Source organism: Flavobacterium sp. AK-345, from assembly GCF_058310175.1.
The window spans coordinates 1-576 of record NZ_JBZEER010000037.1; the positions used below are offsets into that span (position 1 = coordinate 1).

Below are 576 nucleotides of genomic sequence, written 5' to 3' on the forward strand. Positions count from 1 at the left end.
AAGAACTCCCTTACGGAAAACAGGCACAGGTGGATTTTGGAGAATATACGATGCGTTCATCACTGGGCAACCGGATCAAGGTGTTTTTCTTCATCATGGTCCTTTCCCGTTCCCGCTACAAATATGTCTGGTTTATTGACCGGTATTTCACCTCACTTACAGCGGTTGAGGGCCATGAAAGAGCCTTTGCTTACTTCAGGGGAATTCCTTCAGAAATCGTCTATGATCAGGACAAGGTGTTTATGGTCAGTGAAAACAGGGGGGATTTCATTCTCACCGACACTTTTAGATCTTACATGAGGGAGCAGTCTTTCAGTCTGTTTTTCTGCAGAAAGGCTGACCCGGAAACCAAGGGCAAAGTGGAAAATGTAGTAGGCTACGTGAAAAGGAATTTTCTCTATAACCGGACCTACCACAATATCGATACCCTCAACGATGAAGTCATGGGCTGGATGGGCCGTACGGCAAATCTCCTGCCCCATGCGGTAACCAAAAAAGAACCTTTCTCCGAGTACCTTATCGAAGAAGCATACCTGACTCCCTATACCCCCTGCTCTTCACAGACTGCGGTTCCGG

General features: G+C 47.0%; 1 protein-coding gene. It reads left to right on the plus strand.

The window, feature by feature from the left end:
• Nucleotides 1-576: transposase (locus AC4FQ3_RS22810; RefSeq protein ID WP_491183407.1), on the plus strand; the 576-nt coding region annotated here is incomplete at both ends.